Annotated in this window: 27 protein-coding genes and 1 pseudogene; 16 read left to right on the top strand and 12 right to left on the bottom strand. The window is 70.2% G+C overall.

The annotated features are described in order from the left end of the window. Positions 1-29: 29 nt before the first annotated feature. Positions 30-1,409: a UTP--glucose-1-phosphate uridylyltransferase gene (locus PIR53_19855; protein ID WZH52254.1), complete on the bottom strand. Its 1,380-nt coding sequence runs from the start codon at positions 1,407-1,409 to the stop codon at positions 30-32. Between the two features lie 23 nt (positions 1,410-1,432). Between PIR53_19855 and PIR53_19850 the strand changes: the two genes are divergently transcribed. After that, complete coding sequence (locus PIR53_19850; GenBank protein WZH52253.1) at positions 1,433-2,050, top strand: 5-formyltetrahydrofolate cyclo-ligase; 618 nt, start codon at positions 1,433-1,435, stop codon at positions 2,048-2,050. On the opposite strand, the gene PIR53_19845 is transcribed toward PIR53_19850, so the two are convergent. After that, complete coding sequence (locus PIR53_19845; protein ID WZH52252.1) at positions 2,047-2,601, bottom strand: hypothetical protein; 555 nt, start codon at positions 2,599-2,601, stop codon at positions 2,047-2,049. The genes PIR53_19850 and PIR53_19845 overlap by 4 nt on opposite strands. Positions 2,602-2,908: 307 nt before the next feature. Between PIR53_19845 and PIR53_19840 the strand changes: the two genes are divergently transcribed. The 4 genes and pseudogenes from PIR53_19840 (at position 2,909) to PIR53_19825 (ending at position 3,867) form a co-directional block, all read left to right on the top strand. After that, entirely contained in the window at positions 2,909-3,133 is a 225-nt protein-coding gene (locus tag PIR53_19840) for a hypothetical protein (GenBank protein ID WZH52251.1), read from the top strand. Between the two features lie 32 nt (positions 3,134-3,165). Beyond that, on the top strand, positions 3,166-3,405 hold the full coding sequence (locus tag PIR53_19835) for a superinfection immunity protein (protein WZH52250.1): 240 nt from the start codon (positions 3,166-3,168) through the stop codon (positions 3,403-3,405). A gap of 85 nt (positions 3,406-3,490) precedes the next feature. Next, positions 3,491-3,637, top strand: a complete 147-nt coding sequence (locus tag PIR53_19830) for a hypothetical protein (GenBank protein WZH52249.1) — start codon at positions 3,491-3,493, stop codon at positions 3,635-3,637. Then, positions 3,571-3,867, top strand: a pseudogene (locus tag PIR53_19825) (zinc ribbon domain-containing protein). The gene PIR53_19830 and the pseudogene PIR53_19825 overlap by 67 nt, the downstream one beginning before the upstream one ends. 14 nt (positions 3,868-3,881) lie before the next feature. On the opposite strand, the gene PIR53_19820 reads toward PIR53_19825, so the two are convergent. The 4 genes from PIR53_19820 to PIR53_19805 all read right to left on the bottom strand — a co-directional run bounded on the left by PIR53_19820 (position 3,882) and on the right by PIR53_19805 (position 5,575). After that, positions 3,882-4,064, bottom strand: coding sequence for a hypothetical protein (locus tag PIR53_19820; GenBank protein ID WZH54487.1), 183 nt, complete (start codon positions 4,062-4,064; stop codon positions 3,882-3,884). Positions 4,065-4,093: 29 nt separating this feature from the next. Beyond that, the gene (locus PIR53_19815) at positions 4,094-4,306 is read right to left on the bottom strand and encodes a hypothetical protein (protein WZH52248.1); all 213 of its coding nucleotides are present in this window, start codon (positions 4,304-4,306) and stop codon (positions 4,094-4,096) included. Beyond that, entirely contained in the window at positions 4,300-5,238 is a 939-nt protein-coding gene (locus PIR53_19810) for a hypothetical protein (protein ID WZH52247.1), read from the bottom strand. The genes PIR53_19815 and PIR53_19810 overlap by 7 nt, the downstream gene beginning before the upstream one ends. Before the next feature lie 133 nt (positions 5,239-5,371). Further along, complete coding sequence (locus tag PIR53_19805) at positions 5,372-5,575, bottom strand: hypothetical protein (protein WZH52246.1); 204 nt, start codon at positions 5,573-5,575, stop codon at positions 5,372-5,374. Positions 5,576-5,662: 87 nt separating this feature from the next. On the opposite strand from PIR53_19805, the gene PIR53_19800 reads away from it, so the two are divergent. Both PIR53_19800 and PIR53_19795 read left to right on the top strand, forming a co-directional pair. Continuing rightward, positions 5,663-6,316 carry an SAF domain-containing protein gene (locus tag PIR53_19800; GenBank protein ID WZH52245.1) on the top strand — a complete coding sequence of 218 codons (654 nt, stop codon included), beginning with the start codon at positions 5,663-5,665 and terminating at the stop codon, positions 6,314-6,316. A 51-nt stretch (positions 6,317-6,367) separates the two neighbouring features. Beyond that, a complete protein-coding gene (locus PIR53_19795) occupies positions 6,368-6,754 on the top strand; it encodes an MscL family protein (protein WZH52244.1) in 387 nt (128 codons plus the stop codon). Positions 6,755-6,807: 53 nt separating this feature from the next. Here the strand turns inward: PIR53_19795 and PIR53_19790 are convergent, their stop codons facing one another. Next, positions 6,808-7,791 (bottom strand): GDP-mannose 4,6-dehydratase, encoded by a 984-nt coding sequence (locus PIR53_19790; GenBank protein WZH52243.1) that lies wholly within the window; start codon positions 7,789-7,791, stop codon positions 6,808-6,810. Positions 7,792-7,978: 187 nt separating this feature from the next. On the opposite strand from PIR53_19790, the gene PIR53_19785 reads away from it, so the two are divergent. The 5 genes from PIR53_19785 to PIR53_19765 are packed head-to-tail and all read left to right on the top strand — an operon-like array spanning position 7,979 to position 13,951. Then, positions 7,979-9,115, top strand: coding sequence for a glycosyltransferase family 4 protein (locus PIR53_19785; protein WZH52242.1), 1,137 nt, complete (start codon positions 7,979-7,981; stop codon positions 9,113-9,115). Continuing rightward, positions 9,099-10,361, top strand: a complete 1,263-nt coding sequence (locus PIR53_19780; protein ID WZH52241.1) for a lipopolysaccharide biosynthesis protein — start codon at positions 9,099-9,101, stop codon at positions 10,359-10,361. The genes PIR53_19785 and PIR53_19780 overlap by 17 nt, the downstream gene beginning before the upstream one ends. Further along, positions 10,358-11,437 (top strand): hypothetical protein, encoded by a 1,080-nt coding sequence (locus PIR53_19775; GenBank protein WZH52240.1) that lies wholly within the window; start codon positions 10,358-10,360, stop codon positions 11,435-11,437. The genes PIR53_19780 and PIR53_19775 overlap by 4 nt, the downstream gene beginning before the upstream one ends. Further along, positions 11,430-12,857, top strand: a complete 1,428-nt coding sequence (locus PIR53_19770) for a Coenzyme F420 hydrogenase/dehydrogenase, beta subunit C-terminal domain (protein WZH52239.1) — start codon at positions 11,430-11,432, stop codon at positions 12,855-12,857. The genes PIR53_19775 and PIR53_19770 overlap by 8 nt, the downstream gene beginning before the upstream one ends. After that, a complete protein-coding gene (locus PIR53_19765; protein ID WZH52238.1) occupies positions 12,857-13,951 on the top strand; it encodes a hypothetical protein in 1,095 nt (364 codons plus the stop codon). The genes PIR53_19770 and PIR53_19765 overlap by 1 nt, the downstream gene beginning before the upstream one ends. Here the strand turns inward: PIR53_19765 and PIR53_19760 are convergent. Further along, positions 13,888-14,925 (bottom strand): glycosyltransferase, encoded by a 1,038-nt coding sequence (locus PIR53_19760; protein WZH52237.1) that lies wholly within the window; start codon positions 14,923-14,925, stop codon positions 13,888-13,890. The two genes, PIR53_19765 and PIR53_19760, sit on opposite strands and share 64 nt — an antisense overlap. Before the next feature lie 181 nt (positions 14,926-15,106). Here PIR53_19760 and gmd point away from each other — a divergent pair, with 181 nt between their 5' ends. Genes gmd through PIR53_19740 form a run of 4 tightly spaced genes read left to right on the top strand, consistent with a single transcriptional unit; the run spans position 15,107 to position 19,492 of the window. Continuing rightward, the gene (gmd, locus tag PIR53_19755) at positions 15,107-16,135 is read left to right on the top strand and encodes a GDP-mannose 4,6-dehydratase (GenBank protein ID WZH52236.1); all 1,029 of its coding nucleotides are present in this window, start codon (positions 15,107-15,109) and stop codon (positions 16,133-16,135) included. Continuing rightward, a complete protein-coding gene (locus tag PIR53_19750) occupies positions 16,132-17,106 on the top strand; it encodes a GDP-L-fucose synthase (protein ID WZH52235.1) in 975 nt (324 codons plus the stop codon). The genes gmd and PIR53_19750 overlap by 4 nt, the downstream gene beginning before the upstream one ends. Positions 17,107-17,126: 20 nt before the next feature. Then, on the top strand, positions 17,127-18,233 hold the full coding sequence (locus tag PIR53_19745) for a glycosyltransferase (GenBank protein ID WZH52234.1): 1,107 nt from the start codon (positions 17,127-17,129) through the stop codon (positions 18,231-18,233). Then, positions 18,230-19,492 carry a glycosyltransferase gene (locus PIR53_19740; protein ID WZH52233.1) on the top strand — a complete coding sequence of 421 codons (1,263 nt, stop codon included), beginning with the start codon at positions 18,230-18,232 and terminating at the stop codon, positions 19,490-19,492. The genes PIR53_19745 and PIR53_19740 overlap by 4 nt, the downstream gene beginning before the upstream one ends. Here PIR53_19740 and PIR53_19735 read toward each other — a convergent pair. The 4 genes from PIR53_19735 to PIR53_19720 all read right to left on the bottom strand — a co-directional run bounded on the left by PIR53_19735 (position 19,438) and on the right by PIR53_19720 (position 24,407). Beyond that, the gene (locus PIR53_19735) at positions 19,438-20,025 is read right to left on the bottom strand and encodes a hypothetical protein (GenBank protein WZH52232.1); all 588 of its coding nucleotides are present in this window, start codon (positions 20,023-20,025) and stop codon (positions 19,438-19,440) included. The two genes, PIR53_19740 and PIR53_19735, sit on opposite strands and share 55 nt — an antisense overlap. 32 nt (positions 20,026-20,057) lie before the next feature. Further along, entirely contained in the window at positions 20,058-21,302 is a 1,245-nt protein-coding gene (locus tag PIR53_19730; protein WZH52231.1) for a GTP-binding protein, read from the bottom strand. Further along, complete coding sequence (cysD, locus tag PIR53_19725; GenBank protein WZH52230.1) at positions 21,302-22,216, bottom strand: sulfate adenylyltransferase subunit CysD; 915 nt, start codon at positions 22,214-22,216, stop codon at positions 21,302-21,304. The genes PIR53_19730 and cysD overlap by 1 nt, the downstream gene beginning before the upstream one ends. 61 nt (positions 22,217-22,277) lie before the next feature. Then, positions 22,278-24,407: an acyltransferase family protein gene (locus tag PIR53_19720; protein ID WZH52229.1), complete on the bottom strand. Its 2,130-nt coding sequence runs from the start codon at positions 24,405-24,407 to the stop codon at positions 22,278-22,280. Positions 24,408-24,529 lie beyond the last annotated feature (122 nt).

The following is a 24,529-nucleotide window of genomic DNA, read 5'->3' as shown; positions in this document are numbered from 1 at the left end:
GCGGTCGGGCGGGCTGCCCTCGGACGAGGTCAGCCTCCGAGCACGGTACCCGGGTCGAGGCGCTGCGCCGAAGGAGCCTCGTCGAGCTCGACCTCGCCCTTGACGGTGACGCCCTTGCCGAAGGTCCAGTCGCCGCGGACGCGGAGCGCGGTGGCCTCCTTGAGCGACGGGGCACCCTCGGGGAAGCGGCGGTCGAAGTCGCCGACCAGCTTGTAGACGTCGCCGTCGAGGTCGATGAAGGGCACGTCGGTCGCCACCTGGTCGAGCACGAAGTCGTCGCCGATCGCGTAGATGTCGCTGCGCAGCACGAGCAGGTCGTTGGTCGTCTTCACCGGGATGAACCGCTCGCGACCGACCTCGATCGTCTGCGCTCCCTCGAACACCTCGATGGCGGCACCCATCGCGGTCTCGATCTGCACGACCTTCTCGGTGGAGGAGTCGGCCGGGTCGACGTTCTTCACGTTCTTGATGAGCGGGAGTCCGAGCACGCCCTGGCGCTCGGTCAGCGTCTTCTTCATCGCGTGGAGGTCGAACCAGAGGTTGTTGGTCGACATGTAGCGGTGCCGGTCGAGGTCGGCCAGCGCGTCCTTGTCCTCGTCGCGGGTCTGCGCGGTCTCACGCAGGATGATGCGGCCGTCGGAGCTGCGGCGGGCGAAGTGGCCGCCCTTGCGGTCCGACGCCGTGCGGCGCACGGCCTCGATCGCGAACGGCGCGCCCGAGGAGGCGAACCAGCCGGCCACCTTCGGGTCGGCGACGGCGCCGAGGTTGTCGGAGTTGGAGACGAACGCGTAGCGGTAGCCCTGCGCGATCATCGCGTCGAGCAGGCCCGTGCCCAGCAGCGCCGTGTAGATGTCGCCGTGGCCGGGCGGGCACCACTCGAGGTCGGGGTCGTTGGGGAACTCGACGGGCTCGAGGTCGCTGACCCGGAGCTTGGGCTCCTTGTTCTGCAGGAACTCCAGCGGCAGGCCGTCGACGGGGAGCGCGTCGTACCGCTCCAGGGCCGCCAGCGTGTCCGCCGACGTGCGGAACGAGTTCATGAGCACGAGCGGGATGCGCGCGTCGTACTTCTCCCGCAGCCGCAGCGTCTGCCGCGCGATGATGTCGAGGAAGGACAGGCCCTTGCGCACGCAGAGCAGCGACTTCGCGCGGTCCATGCCCATCGACGTGCCGAGGCCGCCGTTGAGCTTGATGACGACCGTGGCGGCGAGCGCCTCCGCTCCGACCTGCTCGTCGACCTCGACGTCGGTCAGCGCCGGCATGTCGAGCGGCTCGATCGTGTCCTCCGCGATCATGCCGGTCTCGCCGTGCTCGAGCAGCCGGTAGTAGTGCGCGAACACCTCCACCGCGGTGTCGTCGACGCCGGCGTCCCGCATCTTCGCGGCCGCCTTCTTCAGGCCAGGGCTACCCATGAGCGCGATCGTAGGCTTGATCGGTGCCGTCCACACATCCTCCTGCACAACCCGTCCCGACGGGTGGGGCACGCGAGGCCAAGCGCGCCCTCCGACGCACCGTCCTCGACCTGCGGGAACGCCGGGACGACACCGCCCGCGAGGCCTACGGGACCGCCCTGGCCGAGGCCGCCCTCCGCACCGAGCCGCTGGCGGCCGTGGTCGCCGCCGGGGGGTGCGTCGCGGCGTACGTCGGGGTGGGCAGCGAGCCGCGCACCCTCCCCCTCCTCGACGCCCTGGTCGCGCGCGGGGTCGAGGTCCTGCTCCCCGCCTTGCGACCGGACTGGTCGATGACGTGGGGTCGGTACGTCGCGCGCGACGCCCTCGTCGCCGCCGAGCGCGGGCTGCTCGAGCCCGCCGCGGCGCCCCACGGGCTCGGGCGCGCCGACCTCGTGCTGCTGCCGGGTCTCGCGATGGGGCCGGACGGGATGCGGCTGGGGCGGGGCGGGGGCGCCTACGACCGGGCCCTCGGCGACGCGGCGCCGCACGCGCCGCTGCTCGTCGTGCTGCACCCGGAGGAGGTCGGGCTGCCCGTGCCGGCCGAGGCCCACGACCGGGCGGTCGACGGCGCGCTGACCGTCGACGGGGTCTGGTCGGCCTAGTCCCAGGGCAGCGCGGACGACGAGGAGGCCGGCGCCTGACGAGCCGCGGGTTGCGTGCTCCCCGTCTCGATGACGAGCTCCTGCGAGCTGCCTGCTCCGGTGGCGCTGAAGACGAGGTGGACGGCGACCGCCACGCCCTCCTGGACGGCGAGGAAGGCGCCGTCGGGGAACGGCACGACGGCGCCGGCCGTCACCGCGCTCGGGTACTGGTAGGTCGCGGTCAGCCCGTCGTTCGAGACGAGCTGCCATCCGGGGACGAAGCGACTGGCCGACAAGCTGGCGCTCTGCGGGACGAGACGGGCGACGAGCGTGAGGTCGCCGGCAGCCAGCGCCGTGGACGACGTGACCGACATGCCCGAGGCCCCGATGAAGACGTAGCCCGGAATGGGCGCGTCCGTGATGCCGGTCGCACCGAAGATGGCGAGGAGCGACCCCGGCGTGCTCGCCGCGTGGGCCGGCGCCGCCGCGACGGCGGCGATGGCCGGAGCGGTCCATGCGGCAGTCCGCAGCACGGCGCGTCGGGTCGTGCTCGGGCGCTGGGCGTCGCGCATGGGGCTCCTCGAGTCGACGACGGGGTCGCAAGGACTCTACCGATCCGGAGCCCTCGTCTTGGCCGAACACCGTCACCGAGCCCGCCGGACCGGACAGGTGGCCGGAACTGGGGGGCGAGGACCTCGCGTCCGCGCCGCCGGATAATTGATACCCTGCCGCGGTATTCGTTTTTGGCACCGCCCAACGACGGCGTCACGCAGTGTTTACGTGCACGATGCACGCGTACCCCCGAGTAGGGCTCAGACTCCTCTCAGGGAGAGGGAACGACGGATCTGGGGTCCGTCGTCGGATTCACGGGAGCTCACCATGCACGTCGACCTCGCTGCCGAGGGCAGCACGCTCACCATCTCGTCCAACCGGGCCTTCGAGGCCCTGGTCCTGGCGTCGATGCCCTCCGGGGACGGCGCCTTCCTCAACTGCGACGTCGTACCGGGGACGACCGTCGTCAACCTGCCGCTCTCGGGCGACGGCCTCGTGCTCGAGGTCGTCGACAGCCGCACCGGCGCGGTCACGGGCACCATCACCGTCTGAGCCGCCACCACCCGTCGGGGAGGATGAACGGCATGGACGCCGTCGTCACCGACAAGAAGGGCCGCCCGGCCAGCTCGATCGTCAGCATCGTCGTGGCGGTGCTGACCCTCGGCTACATGCTGCCGTGGATGATCGCCGCGCTCCGCGGCAAGCAGAACGCCTGGGGCGTCTTCTGGATCAACCTGCTGCTGGGCTGGACCGCGCTGGGCTGGATCGCCGCTCTTGTGCTGGCCTGCATGCCCCACCGCGTCGTGGGTTTCCGCAGGTCCTGAACAAGTCCTGAGAGGTTGCGCAAGATCCGCGCGGACTTCCCTCCAGCAGGTTAGAAACGCGCGCGGAGTGGCCATAGTCACCCGCATGGCCGTCAACCTGCCGCACGAGCAGCGCTGCTCCTGCGACCACCTCGCCTTCCTCCACGAGGCGCGCGCACCCCACGGATGCACCGAGGCGTGCGGCTGCACGGCGTTCAGCGAGCTAGCGGACGCCGACCTCCTGGACTGGTGACCGCCGCCTCCGGCGAGCGCCTAGACTTGGCAGTCGAGGCTCGAGAGTGCCAATCTCTCGCTCGACGTCACGTTCTCCGGAGGTCTCACGTGCCCACCTACCAGTACGCCTGCACCGAGTGCGGTCACGCCTTCGAGCAGGTCCAGAAGTTCTCGGACGACGCGCTCACCGAGTGCCCCGTGTGCCACGGCAAGCTGCGCAAGCTCTTCAACGCGGTCGGCGTGGTGTTCAAGGGCTCGGGCTTCTACCGCAACGACAGCCGTGGCACCGACACGTCCTCGAGCGCCGGTACGTCGTCGAGCTCGAGCTCGTCGGGCAGCTCGGGCAGCTCCAGCAGCGACAGCTCGTCGTCGAGCACGTCCACGAAGTCCGAGACGTCGAGCTCGTCGAGCAGCACCTCCAGCAGCACGTCGACGCCCGCGTCCACCTGAGGGACGGACGCGGGCGCGACGCGCCTCAACTGGCTCCGCCCCCGCCGGACGACGACCGGCGGCTCTGGGCGACGAGGTACAGGCGCCGCAGCAGCACCCCGGCCGCAAAGGCAGCGACGCTCGCGGCGGCGAAGCGCCAGTAGTCGGCCGTGTTGAAGAAGAGCGCGGCGATCACTGCCGTGACGACGGCCGCCGCCACGACGGTCAGCACGTCTTCCGCCAGGGCTCGGGTCAACATCCGACCACCTTCCACCCGATCGGCGTGTTGTAGGCCGGCGGGATGCGGTTGAGCTTCACCTCGACGCACTTGCCTTCCCGCTTCGCCTTCTTAAAGGTGCCCTTCACGGAGTTCCAGATGGGCACGAACGCGACACCGCATCCCACCCGGATGAGGGCGTGCGGCAGAAGTCCGCAGAGGGCACCGACACCCGCCGCATTGGTGGACTGGTCGGCGATCCTCCGGGTCTCGCTCTTGGAGAAGGTCACACACGTCGCCGTCTGCCAGTTGCAGCCCTTGATCGTGGGAACAGCGGTGATCGGGTACGTGACGTCGGCCTCCGCGTGCTCCACGACCTGCGTCAGCGTGTCGCCCTGGACGACGAACCGGGTCTCCACCGGCGCACCGGTGGCGTCGAAGGCCCACGGCTGCTCGACGTATCCCACCTCGGCACCGTCGGCGTCACGGAGCGCGACCGCCCCGTCCGACGTCACCTCGGGGGCGAAGCCTTCGGGCAGGTCGAGCTCGAAGTCGAAGGATTCAGGACTCGACGCCGCGTCGATCGCCACGACGAGCTGCACTCCCTCCGCGGTGGGCACGACTGCGACACCGAACCCCTCCCCCGCGTCGCCTCGCACCTGCGTTGCCGCATCGAGCCGACCAGCGGTGGGCAGCTGCACCGACACCGGGGCACCCTCGCCGAGGTCGAGCGAGACCTCGCCGCCCGCGATGTCGAGCGACCCGACCGGCGAGCTGTCGAGCGGCACGGCCTCCTCCAGCACGCCCAGCTCGACCACGGCTTGCGGCACACCACGGGCCGCAGCACCCACGGGCGGTTCGACCGATCCTTCCTCGGCTGCCGCCAGGGTCGGCACCGCCAGCGTCGATGCGACTCCCACCACGAGGGCGCTCGCAACGAGCGCCCTCCGACGACGACCACCTGCAGTCTTCATCGCTCCCCCATCTCGAGTGGCCCACTCGACACCCGATGACGAGCGGCACCGCATCCAGGAGAACATATTTAGATGGTCATGCACGAGTGCCAATCTTTTTCACTTTTGCTGGCGCCAACTCGGCACGAGCTGATCAGCGCAGCGCGCGCACGCTGAGCCCCGCGACGAGCAGCCAGACGAGGGCGCGGGGCAGGTCGCTGGCGACGACACCGTGACCGCCGCCCACCTCCAGCAGGATCTTGGTCTCGGCCGAGTGCGCCGCCGTGACGGCGAAGGCCACCCAGGCCGTGGCGCCGACGAGCAGCGCGACAGCGCAGCAGCGGCGTACCCAGGTCATCCCCCGATCCTAGGGAACCCGCCGCGGCCGGCCACGACCTGTGGATGAGGCACCGCGCACATCGCGCTCTCCGCCTAGCGTCGTCGCATGGTCTCGGATCCCTCTGCCGCGTCGCGGCCCTCGGCCGCCCAACGGGTGCGCGCCGCGCGTCATGCGCTCGTCCGTCGCCGTCGGTGGCTGGCCGCGGCGTGCGCCCTCGTCGCCGTCGCCGCGACCGTGGCGGCGCTGCGGCCCGCTCCCCCGCCGAGCACGTCGGTGGTCGTTGCCGCGTCGGCCCTGCCGGCCGGAACGGTCCTGGAGGCGTCCGACCTCGTGACGGTCGCCGTGCCGCCGGAGGCCGCTCCCCCGGGCCGGCTCGGCGTCGACGAGCTCGTGGGAACGGTCGTCGCCGCCCCCGTCGACGCACGCGAGCCCCTCACCACCCGCCGCATCGTGGGCGCCAGTGCGCTCGCGCCGGCGGAGGGCGAGGTCACGGTGCCGATCCGCCTGCCCGACGCCGGCGTCGCTTCGCTCCTCGGTGTCGGCGACGTCGTGGACGTGCTGGCGACGGACGCGGAGAGCGGTACGACGCGCACCGCGGCCCGCGACGTCCGCGTGGTCGCGCTCCCACCCGGTGACGGTGACGTCGGCGCCGCCGGCCTCGGGGGTCGATTGGTCGTGGTGGCGGCGCCGCGCGAGACGGCTGTGACGCTCGCCGGGGCCGCCGTCCAGCACTTCCTCACCATCGCGTTCACGAACTAGGGTCGTGGGCCGACCGCCCCGGCACCGGGGCCTCGGGACAAGGAGCTGGCGATGACCGGATTCAAGAACTTCCTGCTGCGCGGCAACCTCATCGAGCTCGCCGTCGCGTTCATCATGGGCGGCGCTTTCGCGACGGTGGTGACGGCCACGGTCGCGCTCATCATGGACATCGTCGGCAAGGTGGGCGGGCAGCCGGACTTCTCGACCTACAACCCGGGCGGTGTCTCCGTCGGCCCCTGGCTGACGGCCCTCATTGCCTTCGTCATCCTCGCGGCGGTGGTCTACTTCGCGATCGTGATGCCGTACACGCGGGCCAAGGAGCGCTTCTTCCCGGACCCCAAGGAGGAGCCCGGCACGCCGGAGGACATCGCGCTGCTCACCGAGATCCGCGACCTGCTCGCGAACCAGGGAGAGGTGGGGCAGCACAAGCAGCTCTGAGCGCCGCCCACGCCGAACGCCCACCCCCGCCACGGGGGTGGGCGTTCGTGGTCTCAGGGCCGGTTCTCGGCCAGGTCGTGCTCGACCATCATCGCGACGAGTTCAGCGAACGTCACGCGTGGCTTCCAGCCCAGCACCTCGCGGGCCTTGCTCGCGTCACCGACGGTGAGCCCGGCATCGGCGGGACGCATGAACGCCGGGTCCTGTCGCACATAACGGCTCCAGTCGTCGATGCCGACGACCCGGAAGGCCGTGTCCAGGAGCTCCCGGAGCGAGTGCGTCTCCCCCGTGGCGATCACGTAGTCGTCGGGCTCGTCCTGCTGGAGCATCAGCCACATCGCCTCGACGTAGTCGCCGGCGAAGCCCCAGTCACGCTCGATGTCGAGGTTGCCGAGCACGAGCTCGTCCTGGAGGCCGAGGCTGATGCGTGCAACCGCCCGAGAGATCTTCCGGGTGACGAAATCCAGGGGACGCCGCGGGGACTCGTGGTTGAAGAGGATGCCCGACGACGCGTGCATGCCGTACGACTCCCGGTAGTTGACCGTCACGTGGTGCCCGAAGGTCTTCGCGACGCCGTACGGCGAGCGCGGCCACGGCAGCGTCGTCTCGCGCTGCGGCACCTCCTGGACCTTGCCGAACATCTCCGAGCTCGACGCCTGGAAGAAGCGGACCTTGCCGACGTCGTCGCCCTCGTAGAGACGGATCGCCTCGAGGATGTTGACGACGCCCTTGGCGTTGACGTCCGTCGTCAGCTGGGCCGTCGCCCAGGAGTTGGAGACGTGCGACATGGACGCGAGGTTGTAGACCTCGTCGGGCTGAGCGGCGCGCAGTGCGCGCACGAGGCTGGGGAGGTCGGTGAGGTCACCGGGCACGTGGTGCAGGCCGGGAAGGGCGGCGTCGGCGTCGCTGCGCGTCGCAGCACCCCCCACGCCGCGCACCAAGCCGTGGACCTCGTATCCCCTGGCCAGCAGCCACCGCACGAGGTAGTGGCCGTCCTGACCGCCCGCGCCCGTCACGAGTGCCCGCCCCTTGCTCATGCGCCGATTGTGACAGCATCGGTGTCACGATCCGCGCACCTCCGTCGCCTGCCCGCCCTTCCGACAGGCCACGAGTGCCGACAGTGGACCCACTTCCGGGGCACCCTCCTGGACGAGACGCAGGCCACGACCGAGAGATGCCCGGAAGCGACAACCGCCAGGTTGGACGTCGCCTACGCTTCGGCCCATGGCCCCCGATGGACGAGCGTCCAGCACCGTCGCCATCGTCCAGCCGTTCGTCCCGACGTACCGCGCACCGCTCTTCGACGCGTTGGCCGATGAGATGCGCCAGCGCGGACTCACCCTCGAGGTCTGGCACGACCAGCCCCGGGGCCGCGTCGCGGCGCGGGGGAACGCCACCAGCGGCCCCTGGTCCGTGCCGATCAAGCAACGGCGGTTGTCCGTGCGCGGACGGAACGTGACCTACCGCCCGGTGGTGCGAGATGCGCGTAAGGCGGCCTTGGTCGTCGCGGGCCTCGCCAGCGGCAACGTGGAGACCTATGCACTCGCTGCGGACCGTCGGGTCCGGCTCGCGCTCTGGGGACACGGGCGCAACTTCACTGCCGCCAACAACCCGGTTGATGCGGCTCTCGAGGGATGGCTGATCAAGCGCTCGCGGCATGTCTTCGTCTACACCGCGGCCGGCGCTGCCCACCTCGAGCAGAGCGGAGTCGACCCCGACAAGCTGTCTGTCGTCCGCAACAGCACCGACACCAAGGCCGTCGTCGACGCCCGAGGGTCGTCGTCCCCGGAGAGTGCTCGTCGGTCGGTCGTCACCTGGCCAGCGGACGGCGAGAGGGTCGGGCTCTTCGTCGGCGCCTACGACGTATCGAAGCGTCTCCCCTTCCTCTTCGAGTCGGCGGACCTGATCCACGCCGGGGATCCTGGGTTCCGGTTGTGGGTGGCCGGGGACGGACCCGAGCGTTCGTACGTCGCGGCGCAGGTCGAGCAGCGCAGCCGGTGGTGTCGGCTCCTGCCGCGTCTCTCGCCCGACGACCTCGGAGCGATCTCCCACCTCGTCGATGTCGTCCTCATGCCGGGCCGCGTAGGGCTGGTGGCCGCGGACGCCCTGGCGATGGGCGTGCCGATCGCCACCACCCGTCACGACTTCCATGCCCCGGAGGTGGAGTACCTCGACGAGAGCACCTCGCTCTGGTCGGACGCCGAGCCGCAGGCCTACGCGTCGTTGGTCTCCGACTACCTGGGCGACGGACGCCGCCAGGAGACCGTTCGAGAGGCAGCGCGCGCCGCGGTGCGAGACATCTCCGTCGAGGCGGCGGCACAGCGTTTCGCCCGAGGTATCGACCGTGCTCTCGACCGATGACGGCAAGGGCGTGATGCCGGACGGGGCGCGTCGACGGCCCCCACGGCTCCGCACCCAGTTCATCTGGGTGGCGGGCGGCCGGGCCCTCTCGGCGGTGCTGCAAGCGGCGCTCTTCGTGCTCCTGGCGCGCCAGCTCGGGCCGTCCGACTTCGGGCACGTCGGGGCGTTCCTCGGACTGGTGACCCTCGCACAGGTCGGCGTCGACCTCGGCCTCTCCACGCTCGTCACCCGCGAACGGGCGCGCGAACCGGGCTCGCCGCTCGTCTCGTCGGCACTCCGGCTGACGACGCAGACGGCGGCCGGCATCCTCGGCCTGCTAGCGGCCGGCCTGCTCGTCGCCGGTTGGCTGCTGGACCCCGTGTACTTCCAGATGCTGCCGCTCGCGCTCTGGGCCGCTCTCGAGCGCAACGCCGACGTGCGGTTGTCCCTCGCCTTCGCGGACGGTGACGCGAAGGTCAACGTGCAGAACATCGTCGGGCGGCGAGCCCTGTCCATCGCGATCTTCGCCGCGTGGGCACCATTCACCGACTCACCGGTCCTCGCTTTCTCGATGGCCTCCGCCATCGCCGCCTTCGTGGCCAACGCCGCTGCTCGATGGGCGACGCGCGACCGTGCCCTGGGCGAGGCGACCGTCAGCACCCTTGAGGTGCTCCGCGCGGCCCGTCCCTACTGGGTGAACTCCGTCGCCACGCAGGCGCGCAACGTCGACGCGGCCCTGGTCGCCGGGCTCGCCGGTGCTCACCAGTCCGGCCTCTACGCAAGCGGCAGCCGCATCACGACCCCGCTCCGGATCCTGCCCACGTCGCTCGCGAGCATCCTGATCCCCCACGCGGCGCGATCGCAGGCGACCCGCGCCGGGGCACGGCGTTCCCTCCGCATCGCCGGACTGGCCTCGTTGGCCGCGAGCGTGCTCTACCTCGTCATCGCCGCCACCGTGCCCTTCGTCGTCGTCCCCCTGCTTGGAGCCGCCTACGACGAGGCCATCCCGGTGATGGTCATCGTTGTGCTCGGCCTCCCCTTCGCGGCCGCCGCCTCCCTCGTCGGCAGCGTCCTCCAGGGCGTCGGGGACGCCCGCGGCGTGGCCTCGTCCTCGACGGCCAGCACCGTGTTCTGCATCGCCGGGGTGGCGGCGGCTGCCCCGTTCCTGGGCGCCGCCGGGGCAGCCCTCATGCTCTCGATGTCGTACGTGATCCAAGTGGCAGCCCTCGGGCTCCGCGCCCGTCGCACCCTGAGGACCCTTCCATGACAAGCCGAACGGCCACCTTCGCCAGCGTCGCCGCACAGGCGGACAACCTCGGCGACGCAGAGCTGCGAGCGGTCGCGGTAGCCATGCTGGATGCGCCTGGAACGGACCTGCACGTCTACACCGGCGGGATGCCGGGCGGCTACCTCCGGTGCCTCGAACTGCCCGCCGGTGTACTGACCCACCGACGTCGGCTCACGTTCGCGACTGCGCTGCTCCGCAACGCGGCGCGGCGTCCGGTCAACTTCGTGCTCTCGCCGGGACCGTACGTCGTGCCCCGGGGGGCATCCGTGGCCAAGTCCTGGCTGCTGCTCGCACTGGTGCTCCTGGTGCGCGCCCGCGGCGGAGCAGTTCTCGCGCTCGGGCGGGCCGTTCACACGGGCGGACGCACCGCTCCTCTGCCGGAGCGTCTCGTCGCGCGACGGACCCGCATCTTCGTCGTACGCGACGCCAGCAGCGCGTTGGCGTTCGGCGAACCCGCCCTCGAGCTGATGCCCGACCTCGCCCTGGCCGTGGACCGACGCCCCCCGGACGACGGGCCTCGCGAGGACGTCGTGATCTCGCTCCGGGGCGACAAGGCGGTCTCGGGCGAGCTTGCCGCGACGTTGGCCGAGCAGATCAGGGCAGCCGGGTTTACACCCGTCTTCGTGACCCAGGTGATGCGGGACGACGAGCTGCATGCGCGACTCGCCGAGCAGACCGGCGCCGACGCGATCCTCTGGGGAAGCAACGACCACGACGTGCAGCTCGAGCGCGTCCGCGCCGCCCTGTCACGTGCCGCGTGGGTCGTCACCGACCGCCTCCACGCCGCCATCTTCGGTCTCCAGTGCGGAGCAGCACCTGTCGCGGTCGTCGGCGACCCCGGCAAGGACAAGGTCGTCAAGTGCCTCGATCGGCTCCTCCCTCTTCCCCAGGTGAGTCGCACTGGCCCTACCCTCCTGTCCGAGGTGTTCGACGACGTCCGACGCAAGGAAGCGCTCACCGCGGCCGGCCGAGCGCGTGGGGATCTCCTTGAGTTGTCGACGCGAGTGCGGACCGCAGTCAGTCCAGAACCAGAGATCGGTGGAACTCGTGACTGAGCCAACCTTCCGGCAGGTCGTCGACTCCGGCTGCTGCGTCGGCTGCGGCGCCTGCGAGGTCGCCACGGGCGGCTCGGTGTCCGTGCAGCTGGGCCCGACCCGGACCTACCAAGCCGACGCCGACGTCTCCCTTGCCGACAGCGCCATCGCGTCGAGCGTGTGCCCCTTCGCGGACGAGACGGTCGACGAGACCGCGATCGGCGCCCGCCACTACCCGGACCTGCCCGAGGACCCGCGCACAGGGCGCTACCTCGCCGGCTACGCCGGACGGAATCCCGATGCTGCCCTCGTTCCTGACAGCAGCTCCGGTGGCCTCACGTCGTACCTCCTGCGGAGCCTCCTCGAGCGCGGCGACGTCGACGGGATCATCCACGTCGGCGAGACCGGCGCGACGGGCGGAAGCGGGGACCCGATCTTTGCCTACGTGGTCTCGAACGACGTCGACCAGCTCATGGCTCGCCGCAAGAGCCAGTACTACCCGGTGAGCATGAACGAGGTCCTCCGCGAGGTGCGCGGCGACGGGCGCCGCTATGCGTTCGTCGGGATCCCCTGCGTGGTCACGGCCGTGCGGCACCTGATGGCGCAGGACGCGGTGCTGCAGGAGCAGCTGCGCTTCGTCGTGGGAATCGTGTGCGGACACCTCAAGTCGATCGCCTACGCGGAGTCGTTCGCCTGGCAGCTGGGCATCGCACCGAACGCGCTGGAGAAGGTGGACTTCCGCGTCAAGGATCCCGAGCGCACGTCCCGCGAGTACGGGTTCGCCGCGGTCGACTCCGACGGAAACCGCGCGGAGCGCAAGACCCTTTCCCTCGTCGGCGGGAGCTGGGGCCACGCGGTGTTCCAGCTCGGTGCCTGCGACTTCTGCGACGACATCTTCGCCGAGTCGGCCGATGTCGTGTTCGGCGACGCGTGGCTGTCGAAGTACGAGATCGACTGGCGCGGCACGAACGTGGTCCTGACGCGCGACCGCTACCTGGACTCGATCCTCACGGAGGCCCGTTCGACGGGCGCGATCGAGCTCGACGACCTGACGGTGGACAAGGTCGCCGAGACGCAGGGCGGCAACTTCCGCCACCGGCGTGACGGGCTGGCGGTCCGCCTCGCCGACGACCAGGCAGCGGGTCGCTGGACGCCACGCAAGCGGGTGCAGCCCGACACCACGCACCTCCCCGACGACCGGGTCGCCCTCATCCGTGATCGTCGCGAGATCACTCGCGAGAGCCACGTGGCCTTTGAGAGCGCCAGGCGCGCTGGAGACCTCGGCGTCTACCTCGACCGCATGCGACCCCTCATCGAGCGTTACCAGTCGCGCACCTCGATGCCCTTCCGCACCCGTCTCCGCAACAAGCTCCGGCGTGAGACGTGGCGCCTCCTGTCCAAGCTCCGCACCGCGCGTTCCAACCGAAAGGCCTCGTCCTGATGGGCAACCCGCCTGAGCTCTTCATCGTCTCGACCGGCGTTAGCGGCAACCTGGGCGACGCTGTCATCCGGCGACGTGTGCTGCGCTGGTTCGAGACCGGCACCACCCGTCATGTGTACGTCGGCCGCACCACGCCGGGCTGGGTCGAGCAGCTGGAGCTGCCGCCGGCGGACGTCACGTACGGCGCGGGCGAGCGCCGCGCATGGCTGAAGAAGCTGCTCTTCGGTCGCGGTCGCCGCGTGCTCGTCTTCGACCCGGGTGAGGTGCCGCTCGGCCGGGAGCACCTGAAGTCGGAGCTGATCTTCTTGTTCATCGGCATCGTGCTGCGCGTGCGGGGAGCAGCGGTCGTGCGCCCACCACGAGCGGTGGCCCACGTCGACCGTCCTACGGCGTGGTTGCACCGCATGGGCTGCCTGCTCTCGCAGACCGTCATGTGGCGCGACGCCGACTCGCACCGCACCATGCGGTGCGGCGACCTGACGCCCGACACGGCCTTCGGTGAGCCGCGGCGCGAGCAGGCGGACGAGCCGCACCGCCTCGCGATCTCGCTGCGGGGGGCCCGGGCACTCCCGCCCGACGCCTGGTTCGAGGCCGTCGCCGAGTTCTCGCGAACCTCGGGCCTGCTCATCACACTCTCCACCCAGGTGGACGAGGACCGCCAGCGATCGGCCGAACTGGCCGACCGGTTCCGCAGCCTCGGCGCGACCGTCGACCACATGGAGTGGACGGACGCCTCCGACCTCGAGCACGAGCGTCGGCTGCGCGACCTCTACACGGAGTGCAAGATCGTCATCAGCGACCGGCTCCACGTGCTCCTCATCGCTGCCAAGTGCGGGGCCATCCCGACCGAGGTCGTGCCCAGCCCCAAGTCGAAGTGCCGCACCCACTTCGCGACGGCGGGCATCCACGACATCTCGTTCGACGTCGCGGGCGTGCCCACGGCGGACATCGTGTCCTTCCTCGAGTCCGCCGCCGATCGCGGTCCGGAGATCGTGGGTCTCGTGGACGCAGCAGAAGCCCGGTTGAACGCCTACGTGGACGACTCGCGACGTCGGGTGCTGCGCTCGCTGGCCGCGGCGTCGAGCGCGGCGTAGCGCCGTACGCGGTAACGGCGGTAGAGCGCCGCGTACGGCGCCGACGCCACCTTCACCCCGACAGCGCGGGCGGCCGCGCCGCGATGCCCCCCGCGGAGCGCGCGGAGAGTCGACCGGCCGGTGATGAGCGAGCGAGCGTACGCGCGCATCGCCCGCACGTCGGAGCCGTCCAGCACGGCCTGGCGGCGCACGCTCTCGTGGAACAGGGGCAGCGCGACCTGGTTCGTCGCGAACACCTCGAGGGATGCCTCGGCCACCCGCCCGCGCCCCGCCTGACGCGCGAGGTCCAGGCAGTCGGGCAGGTCGCGCCAGCGGTAGCCCCGGCTGTTCAGGATCGAGCCGGGGCGGATGACGTAGGTGTAGACCTCCCGCGCCTCGAAGGCGACGGTGGTGCAGCGGGACAGCACGCCGAGCAACCCGCCGAGGTCGGAGTGAGCGCGGGTGGGGGGAAAGGGAGCGGCGCCCAGCACACTGTGGCGCACCAACTTGTTCCACAAGTGCCCCTGGAGGGTGCCGACGAGGAGCCGATCCATGGCGTCGGCGCCCGTGGCGGTCGCGGTCTCGGGGGCGTCGGAGATCTCTCCCAGGTACTCGCCATCCACGCCGACCTTGCGCGCGTTGGCGACCACCAGGTCCGCGTCCGTGCGCCGCGCCGCAGCCAGGAGGATCGACACGATGTCCGGGGACCACTGGTCGTCGGCATCGGTGAACCAGACGTACTCACCGCGCGCCTCGTCCACCGCCAGGTTGCGAGCGGCGGCGACGCCGCGACCGCTCCCCTGGATGACGCGGAGGTCGAGCGCGCTGTCGTCGGCCCAGGAACGAAGGACCTCGGAGCTACCGTCGTCCGAGCCGTCGTCCACCACGACGACCTCCAAGTCGCTCGCACCGGTCAGACCCTCACACTGCTCGCGCAGGCTGGCGAGGTGCGCCACGGCGTTCTTGACGGGAACGATGACGGACACCTCGGGCACGGGGCCCCCTTCTGCCTGGGCGGGCGTCCCGCGTTGCCGGGACGGCGGGAGCGTATCCATCCCCCAGGCCCGCGCGACAGGTGAGACGGCCCTCACCGCCGGGGTTCACGGAACACCCGTTCTGAGGCGCGCACTTTGTGAGAGGGTCACGCCAAGTCCGCGTTAGGCATCAGGAGATCGAATGAAGCGCGCCCTCATCACCGGCATCACCGGACAGGACGGCTCCTACCTCGCGGAGCTCCTGCTCGCCAAGGGGTACGAAGTCCACGGCCTCATCCGCCGCGCCTCGACCTTCAACACGTCGCGCATCGACCACCTCTACGTCGACCCCCACGACCCCGAGGCCAAGCTCTTCCTCCACTACGGCGACCTCAGCGACGGCGCTCGCCTCGTGACGCTCATGTCGGAGATCAACCCGGACGAGGTCTACAACCTCGCGGCCCAGTCGCACGTCCGCGTTTCCTTCGACGAGCCCGAGCACACGGCCGACACGACGGGCACGGGCTCGATCCGTTTGCTCGAGGCCGTGCGTCTCTCGGGCGTGGACACGAAGTTCTACCAGGCGTCCTCCTCGGAGCTGTACGGCGCGACGCCGCCTCCACAGGACGAGAACACGCCGTTCTACCCGCGTTCGCCGTACGCCGCCGCGAAGCTCTACAGCTACTGGATCACCAAGAACTACCGCGAGGCCTACGACATGTTCGCGGTCAACGGGATCCTCTTCAACCACGAGTCCCCCCGTCGCGGCGAGACCTTCGTGACCCGGAAGATCACGCGCGCCGTCGCCGCCATCGCAGCCGGCAAGCAGGACTACGTCTACATGGGCAACCTCGACTCGGTGCGTGACTGGGGTTACGCAGCGGAGTACGTCGAGGGGATGTGGCGGATGCTGCAGGCCGATGAGCCCGAAGACTTCGTACTCGCCACCGGGCTCGGCATCACGGTGCGCGAGTTCCTGGAGATCAGCTTCGAGCGGGCCGGCTTGGACTGGGAGAAGCACGTGAAGTTCGACGAGCGCTACCTGCGCCCGACCGAGGTGGACGCGCTGATCGGCGACCCCTCGAAGGCCAAGGAGAAGCTCGGCTGGACGCCCACCGTCGACGGACGCGAACTGGCCAAGCTGATGGTGGACGCCGACATGGAGGCCCTGAAGCACGCGGGCAGCAGCTGGATCGACGACGTCAAGCTGCCGTCGTGGGGCACCGCGTGAGCGACGGCGTCGAGTTCGCGCCGCGCCCCCTCGACCGGGACGCGCCGTTCTACGTCGCCGGCCACCGGGGGCTCGTGGGCGGCGCCCTCTGGCGCACGCTGGACGGCAACGGCTTCACCAACCTGGTCGGGCGCACCTCGTCCGAGCTCGACCTGACCGACCGCGGGGCGGTCTTCGACTTCTTCGCAACCGAGAAGCCGATCTACGTCGCGCTCGCCGCGGCGAAGGTGGGGGGCATCCTCGCCAACAGCACCTACCCCGTCGAGTTCCTCTCGGTGAACCTGCAGATCCAGACCAACGTGATGGACGCGGCCCTGGAGCACGGCGTCGACCGGCTCCTCTTCCTCGGTTCGTCGTGCATCTACCCCAAGCTGGCGCCCCAGCCCCTCAAGGAGGAGTACCTCCTGACCGGGCCCCTGGAGCCCACCAACGACGCCTACGCGATCGCCAAGATCGCCGGCATCCTGGCCGTGCAGGCTGCCCGGCGCCAGTACGGGAAGCCGTGGATCTCGGCGATGCCGACGAACCTCTACGGCCCTGGCGACAACTTCTCCCCCACCGGCTCGCACGTCCTCCCGGCGCTCATCCGCCGCTACGACGAGGCCGCCCGCAGCGGCGCGGACGTCGTCGAGAACTGGGGCACGGGCTCACCGCGTCGTGAGTTCCTCCACGTGGACGACATGGCGGAGGCCTGCCTCTTCCTGCTGGAGAACTACGACGGACCCTCCCAGGTGAACGTCGGCACCGGCAGCGACGTGACCATCAGGGAGATCGCCGAGACCATCGCCGAGGTGGTGGGCTACGAGGGCGAGGTGCGCTGGGACACGAGCAAGCCGGACGGCACGCCTCAGAAGCTGATGGACGTCTCCCTCATCAACGACGCCGGCTGGACCGCTCGCGTCGGTCTCCGCGAGGGCCTCGAGTCGACCGTCAAGTGGTACCGCGCCCACCAGGGCGAGCTCCGCGGGTGACGGCAGCAGGCCGCTGACCGATGCGCATCCTCCAGGTCCTCACGTACGTCAGCGCCGACGGCGCGTACGGCGGGCCCGTTGCGGTCGCTCGTGCACAGTGCGCCGAGCTGGCCGCACGCGGGCACGAGGTGCAGCTGGTGACGGCCTGGGACGGACAGGCCGACCCAGACGTGCCCGGCGTGCGGGTGCGGCCACACCGCGCAGCTCGGCTGCCGGGCCTGGGCTTCGCCGGGCTCATGGCACCAGGGGCGTGGGCCGACGTGCGGCGCCTCGGCCGTGACGCCGATGTCGTGCACCTGCACTACGCACGGGACTTCGTGCAGATGCCCAGCGCGGCGGCCGTGCCTCGCTCCACGCCCACGGTCCTGCAGGTCCACGGGATGGTCCGACCAGACGCCCGCGCCAGCGCCCGGCTCCTCGACGCGGCGTTCGTCCGACCGGCCTACCGACGTGCCTCCGCGCACCTCTGCCTGACCGCCGACGAAGAAGCGGCACTGCAGGATCTGGGACCCGTCGGCGGAACGGTGGCCCGCATCCGCAACGGGGTCCCGGTCACCTCGACGGCAGCGACCTGGTCGCCCCGTCCCCGGATCGTGTTCCTCGCCCGGCTGCACGAGCGCAAGCGGCCTCTGGCCTTCGTGGAGATGGCCGCCCGCATGATCGCCGCCGGGTCGCCGGCACGGTTCGATCTCTACGGGCCCGACGAGGGTGAGGCCACCAGGGTGCGCGACCTCATCTCGTCGTCGGGCCTGGAGGAGCGGATTGCCTGCCACGGTGCCGTCGACCCGCGGGACGTGGCGGCGATCCTCGCGTCTGCACAGGCGTACGTGCTCCCCAGCGTGCGGGAGGTCTTCCCGATGGCGCTCCTCGAAGCCATGGCTGCCGGTGTCCCCAGCATCCTCACCGACGACTGCGGGCTCAGCGACGAGCTGCGGGCGCGGGGAACCGCTGCCGTGACGGACGGTACGCCGGAACAGCTGGCGAACGCCGTCACCCGGGTCACGAGTGACGAGGCCACGTGGACCGAGGCCTCCCGCCGATCGCGCGCCGACATCGCCGCGCACTTCTCCACCGCATCCGTGGTCGACCGGCTCGAGCGGATCTACCAGGAAGTGCTGCTCCCGTGAACCTCCGCAGAAATCGCTCCGCCGCTCCGCGCACTCGCCAACGGATACTCCTCGTCGGCCTCAACTATGCGCCGGAGACGACCGGGATCGCGCCGTACACCGCCGGTATCGCCCGTGCCCTCGCGGAGGACCACGACGTGCAGGTGCTCACGGCACACCCGCACTACCCGCAGTGGCGGGTTCATGACGGCTTCGGAGGGTGGCGCGCGGACGTCCGCGACGCGGACGTGCACGTGAGCCGCCTGCGGCACTACGTGCCGGCCGAGCCGGCGGGTACCTCGCGGATCGTCTCGGAGCTGAGCTTCGCTGCGCGGGCGTACGGCGCGCGCGTCCGGCGTCCGGACCTCGTCATCGCCGTGACGCCGGCGCTGCTCTCGGCGTCGGCCGCCGTGCGGATGGCGAAGCGCTGGGGCGTACCGTGCGGCATCCAGGTGCAGGACATCTACAGCCTCGCCGTGGAGTCCATCGGCGGTCTCGGAGGGCGCATGGCCGCCCGGGTGCGTCAGCTCGAAGCGTGGACCCTCCAACAGGCGGACGGGGTCGCCACCATCCACGACCGCATGGCCGTCGCGGTCAGTGCGCTGTCAGGCATTCCCGTCGACGACGTCACCGTGGTCCGCAACTGGACTCACGTGTCGGCGCCCACGATCGGGCGGGAGGAGATGCGCCGTCGGCTCGGGTGGCGGCACGGCCAGACCGTCCTGCTGCACGCCGGCAACATGGGAGCGAAGCAGGGCCTCGAGAACGTGGTGGCCGCCGGACGAGCCGCGAGCTCGCGGTCGGACGACGTGCGCGTCATCCTCATGGGAGACGGCAGCGAGCGGCAGCGGCTGGGCGAGCTGGCGGCGGGGGCGGACCGTGTCGAGTTCATGGCACCGGTCAGCAACGACGACTTCACGAACGTGCTGGCGGCGGCTGATGTGCTCTGCCTCAACGAGCGGCCGGGCCTAAAGGAGATGTGTGCGCCCTCGAAACTGACGTCGTACTTTGCGACCGGTGTACCCGTCGTCGCCGCGACGGAGGCGGAGAGCGCCGCGGCCCACGACGTCAGGGCCAGCGGTGCCGGCCTCGTGGTGACGCCCGGAGACCCCCAGGCGTTGCTCGACGGGGTCCGGGTCCTCGCGGGCGACGAAGGTCGGAAGAAGGGCGCGCGCGGCCCGATCTTCGCCTTGGAGACACTGAGCCAGTCAGCGGCTGTGGCGGCCTACCGCTCCTGGGCGGCCGACCTCTTGGCCGGGAAGCGCTCCCCCAGCACCTGAGGGGCCCCGCTGCCCACGATGGTGTTGGGCGGCACGTCCGACTGCACGGTGGTCCCGGGGCCGACGAGCGCAGATCGCCCGATCGTGACGCCACCCGTGACCACGCACCGCGCGGTCACCCAGGCCCCGGCCTCGATGACGACGGGCCTCGTGATGAGCGCCATGTCGCGTCGATGGGCGTGGGAACCCGTCGTGATGAAGGTGCCCTGGCTGACGACCGCGTCGTGGCCGATCGTCAGCTCGTCCTGGTTGTGGAGCCAGACGTCCTCCCCGATCCACGAGCGATCGCCGATCGTCAGCTTCCACGGGAAGCGCACGCGGAGGCCCGGACGCAGGATCACGCCCTCGCCGATGGTGGCACCGAACTTGCGCAGCACCGCCACCCGCAGACGCGAGCTGATCTGGAAGGCGTTGGTGACGAAGACCTGCTCCGCCAGCCCCCAGAGCAGCACCATCCACGCGGGGCGCCCCCAGGCAGCGCGGGCTCCGGGCGCTCGGGAGAGATCGATGACCGGCGGCAGGTCCTCAGGCACGGCCACAGCCTCCCACGCCGGGCGTCGTCCGGTCAGTCGTTCACCATGCCCGCGCCGACCGTCACACCCGTCGCCTCGTCGATGAGGATGAAGGCACCGGTGGTGCGGTTGCGCGAGTAGGGGTCGAGCAGGAGCGGCTGCTGCGTGCGGAGACGTACGCGGCCAATCTCGTTGACGCCGAGCTCCCCCGACTCGAGGTCGCGGTGGAGCGTGTTGACGTCGAGGCGGTAGTCCAGCTCCTTCACGAGGGCCTTGACCGTGCGCGTCGTGTGCTTGACGAGCAGCTTCTGACGCGGACGCAGGGGCGTCGTGCTCATCCACGCCACCATCGCGTCGACGTCCTGGGTCACCGCGGGCTGGTTGTTCGGCCGTGCGATGAGGTCGCCGCGGGAGACGTCGACGTCCTCGTTCAGCCGGATCGTCACCGACATGGGCGGGTAGGCCTCGGCGACCTCGCGGTCGAAGAGGTCGATCCCCGCGATCGTCGCCGGCATGCCGGACGGCAGCACCACGACGTCGTCGCCGGGCTTGAAGACGCCACCGGCGACCTGGCCCGCGTAACCGCGGTAGTCGTGGTGCTCGTCCGACTTGGGACGCACGACGTACTGCACCGGGAACCGGGCGTCGCGCAGGTCGCGGTCGGAGGCCACGTGGACGTTCTCGAGGTGGTGCAGGAGCGAGGACCCGTCGTACCAAGGCATGTTGGCCGACCGCGTGACCACGTTGTCGCCCTTAAGGGCCGAGATCGGGATGATCGTGAGGTCGGGGATGGTCAGCTTCGTCGCGAAGGCGCTGAACTCGCGCTTGATCTCCTCGAACCGCTCCGCGGAGTAGTCGACGAGGTCCATCTTGTTGACGGCCAGCACGAGGTGGGGCACGCGCAGCAGTGAAAGCAGCACCGCGTGGCGGCGCGACTGCTCCGTGAGCCCGTGACGTGCGTCGACCAGCACCAAGCCGAGGTCGGCGGTGGAGGCACCGGTGACCATGTTCCGCGTGTACTGCACGTGGCCCGGGGTGTCCGCGATGATGAACTTGCGGCTCGGGGTCGCGAAGTAGCGGTAGGCCACGTCGATCGTGATGCCCTGCTCCCGCTCCGATCGAAGCCCGTCGGTGAGCAGCGCGAGGTCGGTGTAGTCGTAGCCCTTGGAGGCGCTGGTGGCCTCCACGGCGGCGAGCTGGTCCTCGAAGATGGCCTTGGAGTCGAGCAGCAGGCGACCGATGAGGGTCGACTTGCCGTCGTCGACGGAGCCGGCGGTGGCGAAGCGGAGCAGGTCCATCAGAAGTAGCCCTCTTTCTTGCGGTCCTCCATGGCAGCCTCGGAGAACCGGTCGTCGCCACGGGTCGCGCCACGCTCGGTGAGGCGGGCGACCGCGATCTCGTCGATGATCTCGGCCGTCGTCGCGGCGGTCGACTCCACGCACCCGGTGAGGGTCAGGTCGCCCACGGTGCGGAACCGAACGGTGCGCTCCTCGGCGACCTCGCCGGCCCGCAGCGGGTTGTGCTCGCTCTCGCTCAGCAGCATGCCGTCGCGCTCGAAGACACGACGCTGGTGGGAGAAGTAGATCGACGGGATCGAGATCTGCTCCCGGTCGAGGTAGTGCCAGATGTCGAGCTCGGTCCAGTTGCTCAGCGGGAAGATCCGCATGTGCTCGCCCTCGTGTATGCGCCCGTTGTAGAGGCTCCAGAGCTCGGGGCGCTGGTTCTTCGGGTCCCACTGGCCGAACTCGTCGCGGTGGGAGTAGACCCGCTCCTTGGCCCGCGCCTTCTCCTCGTCGCGGCGACCGCCGCCGAAGGCCGCCGTGAAACCCTCCTCCTCGATCGCGTTGAGGAGGGTGCCGATCTGCATCCGGTTGCGCGTCGTGCGGCCGTCGTCGACGACGACCCCGTTCGCGATCGCCTCCTCGACGGAGGCCACCACCAGACGGAGGCCCAGCCGGGCCACCCACTCGTCACGGCAGGCGAGCACCTCGGGGAAGTCGTAGCCCGTGTCCACCTGCAGCACGGGGAACGGGATCTTCGCCGGGTAGAACGCCTTCTCGGCGAGCCGCAGCATGACGATCGAGTCCTTGCCGCCCGAGAACATCAGGACGGGCTTCTCGAACTCGGCGGCGACTTCGCGGAAGATGTGGATCGACTCGGCCTCGAGCTGGTCGAGCTGGCTCAGGCGGTAGTCGGGGTGGGTCACGGACACCGGTTCAGAGTACGGACAGGTGTCTCACGGCCAGCGCATCGTCCACTGGGTGGGAAGCAGCTCACGGCATTGCCCGAGCGAGTTCTTCGCGGAGGAGCGGAGCGAGGGCCTCAGCGAACGGAATAGACAGGTGCGTGCCGTCGACTGTGGCTGCGGTCCGGCCGAGCCAACCCGGGCAACGATCCTCCACGCAGAACCAGCCCGCCGTCGCGACGTAGTAGGCACCAGCCGCCTCGGCAGCGGCGCGCTCTCCTGTCGCTTGAGCCCGCCACCGGTCACTGGGCGTCGTCTCACAATCGCCGGTGTCACCGACGCGACTCACGCACTCAACCAAGGACGGCGACTTGGGCCGGGGCTGCAGCACAACCAGGCGATCGGTCCATGCGCCGTACCGGATCAAGGTGTCACGCAGTCCGACTTCCGCCACGCCCTGCGGCGAATAGTTGATGTCAGTGCGCCGCGAATTGGCGACATGGTCCTCACCACTAGCAAGGATGATCAGATCTGGCCTGGCGTCCGCGAGGAACGCGTCGCGTTCAGCGTTGATCCTGGTGCAGTCCGCGTAGGGCGACCCGTCCGGTCGGAAGTAGCCCGGGAGGGTCCAGGCCCCGCATTGGCTGCCCGTGAGCTGCACGATGCGCCACGACGAGTCGAGTGCGCTGAGGAGGCCGGGCATCCAGGCCGCAGCGACCGAGTCGCCCACGACGACTGCCGTCGGGGCGTCCGCAGCAGTCGAACCGAACACACAGTTGGTCGCGGGATCGCGAGCCAGGGTGGAGCATGCGACCTGGTCGAGCTGTCGCCTCCAGACGTCGGTGTCGAGCTCCTCGAGCGGCGGGGTGAGCTCGGGGAAGTCCGACGCGCCGAGGGCGGTGATCATCTGCGCACGTCGCGAGACCACCAGCTCCGACATATCCGGCTCACCCGTCGCCGCAGGGCCAGAGCTGGCCACAGGGCTTGTTGCCGGCGGCGGGGTGTCGACACCTGGCTGAGCGACAGTTACACCCAGCACGACGACGACCATCGCGAAACCCGCCGCGACCCATCCCTGGACGAGTGTGCGCTGGCGGCGCTTGCGTTCAGATCGCCGCACGCGCCGCTTGAACCGCTTCTTCTCGGGGGGAGTCATCAACCACAGCGCCGTCCGCATGGGCCGTTCGACGAGGTAGAAGAAGACGACCGACAAGAGGGCTGTCAGCGCGATGACGGCCAACTCGTACTGCCAGTCGACCTCGAAGAACGGTCGCAGCAGCACGATCAGCGGCAGGTGCCAGAGGTACACCGAGTACGAGATGTCCCCGATGTACGTCATGACGCGGTTGTCGATGAGCACGAACTTCCGCGTGTCACGCCCGACGCCCGCCGCGACGACGGCCGCCGTGCACAGCACCGGCAGGAGGCCCCACGGCGCCGGGAACGCGACCTCGTGGTTCAGCAGGAAGATGGGGAACGCGAGCGACAGGAAGCCGCCATAGCTCAGCACGATCGCGACGCGCGACGGCATGCGCGCGAGGACCGGCTGGGCGATCGCGAGCAGACCCCCGATCCCGAACTGCCAGGCGCGGTCGAACGTCGAGAAGTAGGCGACGGTGGGCGCGGCAACCGAGTGCCACAGGGAGTAGCAGAAGAAGCCCACCACGACAGCCGAGACTGCCGCGAAGAGCGCCGGGCGATTCGACCGCATCCGACGCGAGGCGAGGATGACGGCGAAGAGCAGCAGCGGCCAGACGGCGTAGAACTGCTCCTCCACCGACAGGGACCAGTAGTGGAGGAAGGGAGACTTGCCCTGCGTGGCGAAGTAGTCCGTCCCCTGGTTCGCGAAGTGCCAGTTGGCCCAGAAGATGCTCGACCAGAAGCCGTCCTCGGCGATGCGATCGCCGCGCTCGGGATTGAAGACCCAGTAGCTCGCCGCGATGGTCACCGCCGTCACGAAGAGCCCCATGGGCAGGAGCCGTCGCGCCCTGGCGAGGTAGAACGGCACGAAGTAGATGCGACCGTGCTCGTCCGCCATGTCCAGCAGGACCTTGGTGATGACGAATCCCGACAGGACGAAGAAGATGTCGAGCGCCGTGAAGACGCCTTGCGGGGCGAGGTAGAGGTGACCGATGACGACGAGGATGACGCCGACCCCGCGAACGCCTTGGAGGTCGTAGCGAGTCGCCGGGTTGCGCCGCTTCGGTTCCGGGGTCATGGCCGCCCGCAGCTTCTGCCAGGTGGAGCGACGCCCGCGTCCCCGCGAAGAAGAACGAGAACGACCCGACGACGAACGAGTTCGTTCCGGCTGACTGGCAACAACACCCACGGTCGACACTC

This window comes from Nocardioides alkalitolerans, assembly GCA_038184435.1.
Classification (GTDB): Bacteria; Actinomycetota; Actinomycetes; order Propionibacteriales; family Nocardioidaceae; genus Nocardioides; species Nocardioides alkalitolerans_A.
The sequence above is the reverse complement of the archived record's forward strand: the minus strand, read 5'-3'. Positions and strand labels throughout refer to the sequence as shown.

What these genes read in the sequence shown, in the direction of transcription:
- PIR53_19805 (WZH52246.1), bottom strand. Translation starts at nt 5,575, where the DNA reads ATGACCTGGGTACGCCGCTGCTGCGCTGTCGCGCTGCTCGTCGGCGCC.
- PIR53_19815 (WZH52248.1), bottom strand. Translation starts at nt 4,306, where the DNA reads ATGTTGACCCGAGCCCTGGCGGAAGACGTGCTGACCGTCGTGGCGGCG.
- PIR53_19840 (WZH52251.1), top strand. Translation starts at nt 2,909, where the DNA reads ATGCACGTCGACCTCGCTGCCGAGGGCAGCACGCTCACCATCTCGTCC.
- PIR53_19775 (WZH52240.1), top strand. Translation starts at nt 10,358, where the DNA reads ATGACAAGCCGAACGGCCACCTTCGCCAGCGTCGCCGCACAGGCGGAC.
- PIR53_19790 (WZH52243.1), bottom strand. Translation starts at nt 7,791, where the DNA reads ATGAGCAAGGGGCGGGCACTCGTGACGGGCGCGGGCGGTCAGGACGGC.
- PIR53_19730 (WZH52231.1), bottom strand. Translation starts at nt 21,302, where the DNA reads ATGGACCTGCTCCGCTTCGCCACCGCCGGCTCCGTCGACGACGGCAAG.
- PIR53_19845 (WZH52252.1), bottom strand. Translation starts at nt 2,601, where the DNA reads ATGCGCGACGCCCAGCGCCCGAGCACGACCCGACGCGCCGTGCTGCGG.
- PIR53_19835 (WZH52250.1), top strand. Translation starts at nt 3,166, where the DNA reads ATGGACGCCGTCGTCACCGACAAGAAGGGCCGCCCGGCCAGCTCGATC.
- PIR53_19785 (WZH52242.1), top strand. Translation starts at nt 7,979, where the DNA reads ATGGCCCCCGATGGACGAGCGTCCAGCACCGTCGCCATCGTCCAGCCG.
- PIR53_19765 (WZH52238.1), top strand. Translation starts at nt 12,857, where the DNA reads ATGGGCAACCCGCCTGAGCTCTTCATCGTCTCGACCGGCGTTAGCGGC.
- gmd (WZH52236.1), top strand. Translation starts at nt 15,107, where the DNA reads ATGAAGCGCGCCCTCATCACCGGCATCACCGGACAGGACGGCTCCTAC.
- PIR53_19800 (WZH52245.1), top strand. Translation starts at nt 5,663, where the DNA reads ATGGTCTCGGATCCCTCTGCCGCGTCGCGGCCCTCGGCCGCCCAACGG.
- PIR53_19830 (WZH52249.1), top strand. Translation starts at nt 3,491, where the DNA reads ATGGCCGTCAACCTGCCGCACGAGCAGCGCTGCTCCTGCGACCACCTC.
- PIR53_19745 (WZH52234.1), top strand. Translation starts at nt 17,127, where the DNA reads ATGCGCATCCTCCAGGTCCTCACGTACGTCAGCGCCGACGGCGCGTAC.
- PIR53_19810 (WZH52247.1), bottom strand. Translation starts at nt 5,238, where the DNA reads ATGAAGACTGCAGGTGGTCGTCGTCGGAGGGCGCTCGTTGCGAGCGCC.
- PIR53_19720 (WZH52229.1), bottom strand. Translation starts at nt 24,407, where the DNA reads ATGACCCCGGAACCGAAGCGGCGCAACCCGGCGACTCGCTACGACCTC.
- PIR53_19795 (WZH52244.1), top strand. Translation starts at nt 6,368, where the DNA reads ATGACCGGATTCAAGAACTTCCTGCTGCGCGGCAACCTCATCGAGCTC.
- PIR53_19855 (WZH52254.1), bottom strand. Translation starts at nt 1,409, where the DNA reads ATGGGTAGCCCTGGCCTGAAGAAGGCGGCCGCGAAGATGCGGGACGCC.